5 protein-coding genes are annotated in these 5,086 nt (G+C 71.1%); all 5 read right to left on the reverse strand.

Going from position 1 to position 5,086, the window contains the following annotated elements; translation table 11 throughout:
* Window positions 1-334 (reverse strand): transposase (locus tag ACO1BR_RS15850; protein WP_426795704.1); only part of this gene is annotated, 334 nt, incomplete at its 3' end.
* Between the two features lie 344 nt (window positions 335-678).
* Entirely contained in the window at window positions 679-2,406 is a 1,728-nt protein-coding gene (locus ACO1BR_RS15855; RefSeq protein ID WP_426795688.1) for a mobilization protein, read from the reverse strand.
* Window positions 2,403-2,744, reverse strand: coding sequence for a plasmid mobilization relaxosome protein MobC (locus tag ACO1BR_RS15860; RefSeq protein WP_426795689.1), 342 nt, complete (start codon window positions 2,742-2,744; stop codon window positions 2,403-2,405). Before ACO1BR_RS15860 ends, ACO1BR_RS15855 begins: the two co-directional genes overlap by 4 nt.
* Window positions 2,745-3,145: 401 nt before the next feature.
* The gene (locus ACO1BR_RS15865) at window positions 3,146-4,051 is read right to left on the reverse strand and encodes a DUF2637 domain-containing protein (protein ID WP_426795690.1); all 906 of its coding nucleotides are present in this window, start codon (window positions 4,049-4,051) and stop codon (window positions 3,146-3,148) included.
* Between the two features lie 203 nt (window positions 4,052-4,254).
* The coding region (locus ACO1BR_RS15870) for a DUF3631 domain-containing protein (protein ID WP_426795691.1) at window positions 4,255-5,086 on the reverse strand (832 nt) is incomplete at its 5' end.

The raw sequence follows: 5,086 nt of genomic DNA on the forward strand, positions 1-5,086 counted from the left end.
GGGCGCGGCGCCCCCTTTTCGCGCGGACGCGGGAGCCGTCCACGCACGCGCGGGACCAGTCCAGCTCACCCGCCGCGTTCAGTTTCGCAAGCAGGATGCGGTGCAACTTCTCGAAAACCCCCGCCTGTTGCCAGCGGTCGAGACGTCGCCAGCAGGTCTGCCCGGAACCGAACCCCAGCTCCAGCGGTAGGAGCGGCCACGCGATGTCCTGGTGCAGGACATACAGGATGCCCTGCAAGCACAGCCGGCCCGGCACCGGGTTTGGCCCCGGCGACCGCTTGGGCCAGGGCGGCAGCAGCGGCTCGATCAGCACCCACAAGTCGTCGCCCACGATCCACGGCCGAGTCGTCACACACCCGAACGGTCAGATCGTCACAACAGTCACGCCCAACCTGGACCGTTCAGCAAGATCCTGTTACGAGCTCAAAACTCGTGAACACCGAATCCGCGCGGAACGGGGCGCTGCTCGCCGTCGTCGACATGTGCTGTCGCCTCTCCACACATAAAGCCAGGCGTTGGCCGAGTCTTCGACGCGGTGGTCTCGTGCTCCACGTACCAGGTGCTCGTCGGCGTGGAAGAAGGCGGCGGCGAAAGCCCGTGTGAACCGTTAGGCCGTCTGGACACGTCGCAGGCCCGGCCGGTGTTTCCGGTCGGGCCTGCGACGTGCTGGGGCCGGTGTCAGCGACGGTGTGCGCGTGGTGTTGCGGGTGCCGGCCGGTGGGCGGAGTTCTGGTGGGGCGTCGTGGTCTGGGGCTTTGTGGTGGGGGTGGCTGCCGGGGCGTAGGCGGGGAGGTCTGCGGTGCGGCGCAGGCGCCAGACGAGGACGTAGCTGATGGATTCGGCGGTGTCCAGTTCTCGGTGGGCGGCTGCCTCGGCGAGCAGGTTGTGGGGGTTGTGGCCGGCACGTTCGGCGTCGGCGAGGGTGGCGGCCAGGGCGTCCCAGCCGGGCTCGGCCAGGACGGTCTCGGCGAGTTCGGGCAGGGCGGTGCGCACGATGGTGGCGTGGTGGCGGCGCAGGGACGGGGCGATGCGGCGGCCCCGTTCGCGCAGCACGATGAGGGGTTCGCCGGCTGCTTGCTGGTAGGCGGCTCGTAGGTGTTCGGCGGCCCGGTGGGCGGCTTCGGCCTGCTGGGTGTGGTGGCGCTGGGCGTGCCAGTGAGCGGCGGCTATGGCTAGGAAGACCAGCATGTCGAGGACCATCGCGGTGCCGGCCCCGTCCTCGCCCCGGCCGAACGCGGGCCCGCTGTAAACCAGGTCGCGGGCCGCTCGGCGCAGGTCCTGTGCGTGGCGGAACGCGCCTCGGGTGTGGGAGCGGGAGGCCCGCTCGAACTCCCAGGCTGCTTGGCGCAGTTCGTTGCGGGTGTGGAGGGCGGAGGTCTTGGCAAGGGCGTCGAGGACTTCGCCGGTGGCGGCGATCTGGGCGGCTGCTGCGCCGTCGTCGCTGTTGTGGTCGAGGGCGAGCAGTGCTGCCCAAGCCGCGTGGGCGGTGGTGCGTCGTGCCGCGGCGGGTGCCGAGGGCGCGGTGGGGTGTTCCGGCCGCTCGCTGTCGGCGGTTTCCGGGTCGGTGGAGTCGGTGGCGAAGCGTTCCTGGATACGGGGCAGGGACAGGTCAGGGGCGAGGGTGGATCCGGCGTAGTAGACCGGTTCCTTGTTCTTGTTGCGGTCGTCGGGCAGGGCGACTTTGTAGCCCTTCAGGTCGCCGGAGGGCAGGACTTTGGTGCGTACGAGAAGCCCGGCGTTCTTGAGGCGGTCGAGGAACTCGTTGGTGGAGGCGGCGCCGGCGACCGCGCGGCGGACGGTCTCGCGCAGTTCCTCGCGGGCGGCGCGGTCCCGGCCCTGGCGTTCGGCCTTGTGGCGCTCGGCGCTGGTGGGGCGCTTGGCTGCGGTGCCGTCACCCGGGGTGACCCGGCGCAGGCCGTAGTCGGCTTCGATGCGGCGAGCCTCGGTCTGGGCGCGGCGGGCTTCGTTGTGGAGGCGGGGGCGGCGGCCGTCGTCGCGGACGAGGGTGGCGATGATGTGGATGTGGTCGTCGGCGTGACGGACGGCAGCCCACCGGCAGGCTTGTTCGTCGCCGTCGGGGGCGATGCCGGTGGCGGCGACCGTGCGGCGGGCGATGGCAGCCCAGTCCTCGTCGGACAGGACCGGGTCCTCGGGGCTGGCCCGTACGGAGATGTGCCATACGTGCTTGTTGGGGCGCCGGTTCTTGGGCAGGGCGTTGACGGGCTGGTCGAGCAGGCGCTGCAGCTGCTCGTAGGTGGCGTCGGGGTCGCGGCCGGGGTCCGGCGTGAGCGGATCGAAGGCGGCGACCAGGTGCGGGTCGATGTGCTCCTCGTGGGTGCCCTTGCCGTAGAGGTAGCGGATCAGGCCGATCGTCTCGCTACCGCGCTTGTGGATGCTGGGGATCACGCTGACTTGCCGCCATTGCGGTGGGCGAGCAGGGCATCGGCGGCGTCCTCCACGCGGCGGGCCGCGTCGCGGACCGCCTGTGCGGTGGCGTCGAGGTGGGGCGCGTCGGCGCCGGAGTTGAGGGCCTTGGCGACCTGGTTGAAGAGGCCGTGTATGCGGCCCAGGTGCCGGCGGGCGGCGAAGATCTCGTCGATGACTTCCCGTTCGGTGGCGATCTCGGCGGCGGTGCGGTTCAGGTCGCGGGCAGCCTTGTCGACGGCGTAGGCGAGGAAGGCGGCGTTGGTCATCTTGCAGTGGGCGGCTGCGGCGGTGAAGCGCGCGTACTCGGGCTCGTTCATGCGGCAGCTGGGCTGACGCAGGCGCTTGAGCGGCTTGGGCTGACGGGCGCGCTGACGCTTCGGCGAGAGGGTCTCGGCCTGCCGTTCCCCTCCAGGCTGCGAACCGTCCTCGGCCGCAGCTTGCCGGTCCGATGCCCCCTGGCGCCGGACCGCTTCCGCCACCCCCGGGGCGGGAGACCCGGGAGCATTGCTCCCGGTACAACTTGCTCCGCGTGAGACGGGGGTGGGGGTCATCTGCTCCTGAGTTGTGGGGAGTTCGTGGTGCTGGTCGTGCATGGACCGGTTCTCCTTGGGTGCTGGTGTCGGGTGCCCCGCTGTAGGCGGTGCCCGTGTCCCCGCGCTGTCTGCACGGGGACACGGGGTGAGCGGGAAGGGTGGGGCGATCGGGGTGATCGCAGGGGTCAGGCAGCGCCGACGGGGGCTGCGTCGAGTTCTGCCTGCTGTTGGGCGGCGGCTTCGTCGAGTTCGGCCTGAAGGATGTCCTTCAGCCTGTCCGCCTCCTTCCTGCCGATGGTCAGGTCCTGGCTCCGGAACGTGTCCTCGATGTGGCGGCGCGAGGCTCGGCCTTTGCGCCCCAGCGGTGCAGTACGAGCGATGGCGAGCCGTTCGGGGGAGATCTCGCTGTCCTCGTGGTCCTGCGATTCGGTGGAGGGCTGAGGGCCCTCGGCCACGTCTGGGGAGTCTGAAGCCACATCGGCGGAACTCCGAGCCACGTCGCCGGGGCGTGGAGCCACGTCGGCAGCGATTGGCCCCGGTGCATCGGGAGCGGTGCCCACCGGGACAGTGGGCTTGGCACTGTCGGTGCCGTTGTGGCTGTGCCCGACGAAGTAGGGGCTCTTGGTGATGCCTGGCCCGTGGGGACGGGGAGAGGGCTGGCGGCGGATGACGATGTAGAGGTGGACCGCTCCCGCGAGGGCGAGCGGAGCGATGGCGGACAGGGCGCCGACGGTGAGGTCGCCGAGCCGGAGGCCATCGTCGTGGTGGCTCTGCTCGTTGAGGCGTACGGCGTGCAGGGCGTTGGCCCAGATGCTCGTCACGGTGGCCACACCGACGAGCGCCCACACGTACACGCGGGAGCGCAGCGGGGCGGTGCGCAGCATGAGCAGGGCGCCGACGCCGATGGCGATGAACCCGTCGATCACGAGTGGGAAGGCGTAGGTGAGCAGTCCGCGGATGTGGATGGCGACGGCCATCTGCCGCAGGGCATCGTAGGAGAGGGCGAAGGCGAACGCGGCGAGCAGGGCGATGCCGGCACGGATCGCGGCGGTTCCCGGTATGACGGGCGTGGTGGTGCTGTGGGAGGTCAAGCGGAGGTACTCCTGGTGGGGGCGGGCGGCGGCCACTGTCGCGAGAGGGTGGCCGCCGTGCGGTGCGGTGACTCGTACCACTCGTTGCATGCCTGGTCAGAGCAGGTACGAGTGGCGTGGTGATGTCGAGTCGACTCGTTGCGGGTCGGGCACCCGTCCCCGCGCTGACCTGCGCGGGGACGGGTGGTACGGGTCGTGGCGGGTCAGGCTTGGGTGCCGGGCGACGGCTCGGCGGCCTGTTGGACGGGCCCGGCCGAGGGCTTCGGCTCGGGGCAGTAGCGCGCCCAGGTGTCGAGGAACTGGGTTCGGGTGAAGCCCCTGGCCTGGGTGCCGTCGGGGAAGCGGCGGTTGGACGCGTTGATCCCGTAGGGCTTCAGCTGTATCTGGAGGCCGCGCGGGGTCAGACCGTCTGCGCTGTAGTCCGCCCACGGCGCTTCCTTGTCCGCGTTGAGGTGCTCCAGCAACCGCATCGTGCGCAGTGCCGGCGGGTCGTTCTCGGCGGCGAAGGCGCGGCGGATGCCGACCAGGAGGCGCGTGCGCAGACCGCCTTGCTCGTCCTGTCCGGCCTCGTAGTCGGTCATGATGCGGCAGGCGGTGCGGGCCTGCGCGGGCCACTCGCCGCCGGCGAGGTCCGCGATGGTCACCAGGGGTTCCCAGGTGTCCGCAGCGCGATCCTCCACCGGCATGGCCGGCTCCATGTCCATCGCCTGCCGGAACAGCGGCTTCAACCACGCGGCGAGGCCGTCACGTATGGCGTGCAGGGCGGGGGTGTCGCGAGCGGTGCGGAAGTGCGCCACCTTCTCCTTCCCCGCTCGGCGGCGCATGCGGATGACCGCCGACCGGTCCATGACCGTGTCGGGCAGGTCGCCGATCCCGGCGAGCGCCGCCATGGCGAAGGTGGGGAATTTCGTCGGCTTGTGCTCCGGCCCGACCACCCGGAGCGTGGGCCGGTTGCGCTGATGGCCAGCGTTGATCAGGCCGCGCACTTCCTCATTCCTCTCCGCCGCCTTGGTGGTGCCGAAGAGGGTGTCGGCC

Origin of the sequence: Streptomyces sp. YGL11-2 (assembly GCF_050054615.1) — a bacterium.
Taxonomy (GTDB): Bacteria; Actinomycetota; Actinomycetes; order Streptomycetales; family Streptomycetaceae; genus Streptomyces.